General features: G+C 61.9%; 2 protein-coding genes. Both read right to left on the reverse strand.

Features of this window, described 5'->3' with window-relative positions:
• On the reverse strand, positions 1-749 hold a 749-nt coding region (locus AC11W3_RS19205), incomplete at its 3' end, for an electron transfer flavoprotein subunit alpha/FixB family protein (protein ID WP_484093564.1).
• A 43-nt stretch (positions 750-792) separates the two neighbouring features.
• Positions 793-1,419: electron transfer flavoprotein subunit beta/FixA family protein (locus AC11W3_RS19210; protein ID WP_484093565.1), on the reverse strand; the 627-nt coding region annotated here is incomplete at its 5' end.

Here is a 1,419-nt window from a genome sequence, read left to right on the forward strand (position 1 = left end):
GCGATGTAGACCTTGGGGCTAACGGTCTGACCGGTCGACCCGACCTGATGACTGGGCACCACCCACCCTGCGTCTACTACCGGACGGCTCGCCCCGAGTTCTCCGCCGAGGGCTTTTGCCAAAGCGGCGATGACCGGCACGTTGTCTTTCTTCCCTATTCCCCGACCGGCGCTGACAATGACCTCGGCGCGGGTGAGATCGACGCCCTTCATTTCGGCGGCTTCGTATCCCAGGAATTCGACATTGCCGGCACAGTCCGGGATTTCAAGCTTTTCCAGCTGCGGCTTCCCGCAAGGCTCGCCCGCAAAATTGAAGGCCCCGGCCTGGACGGTAAGGACCGTTCTTGCGCTCGTGGCCGCGACGGATCGGCGCATCTTGGCGTTGCAGCAGGTCACCTCGAATTCGCCGTCGACTACGGCAACAACCTCGGTTATCTGCCCGGTTCGGAGGGCTGCGGCCACGCGCGGAGCCAGGTCCCAGCCGTATGAGGAGTGGATGAAGACGATGTAGTCGGGGTTTTCCCTGGCGACCGCCTCCAACACCAGTTTTTTGTGCTGCTCGGGGTTGTATTCGCCGTATTTCGCCGCGTCGGCAAAATAGACCTTGCCGTCGAATTTGGGAGCCTGTGCCTCGCTGCCGATGAGGACCATGGCGCTGGCGGCGCCAACCTTGGCGGCAAATGCCTGCAGTTCATAGGTGGAGTCGAGGAGCTTTCCTTCCCTGTACTCGCAAATCAGTAATGCTTTCATAGTCCCCTCCCTGCGGAAACGTTCGGTTTGATCGCTGCGGCGACTACCTGAATAAGGTGGTCTTCTCCCTGAGGATGCTCAGCACCTGGTCGGCCAGGACCGCCACATCCCCGTCCAGGATGATGCCTCCCCCCTTTTTGCAGGGTGGATACATGCTGCCGGTGGCGGTCAGTTTCCCTTCCCGGAGGAGTTCGGCGACCGGCACTGTCCTGACCTCCTTCTTCTTGGCCTTCATGATGTTCGGCAAGGTCGGATAGCGTGGTGTGTTGAGCCCCAGCTGGCAGGTGACCACCGCGGGAAGGCTCAGCCTGACGATCCCCTTGCTCCCCCCTTCCAGCTCCCTTCTCACCGTGATCGAGCCGTTTTGGTACTCGAAGCCGACCAGGGTGGTGGCGCAGGCCAGGCCGAGGAGTTCGGCGACGGTGACGCCGACCTGAGCGGAGCCGCGGTCCTGCGACTGCATCCCGGTCAGGATCAGGTCGAACTGCTGCTCCATGGCATAGCTCGCGATGATGGCGGCGATCTGCCAGGGGTCCTTCTGGTAGGACTTGTCGTCCAGGATGTGGAGGCCACGGTCTCCTCCCATGGCGAGCGCTTTTTTGATGGCCTCCGAGACGCGGTTGGGGCCGATGGAGAGGATGGTGATCTCCGGCTCGTCGTTTAACTGCTC

Source organism: Geomonas sp., from assembly GCF_056994735.1.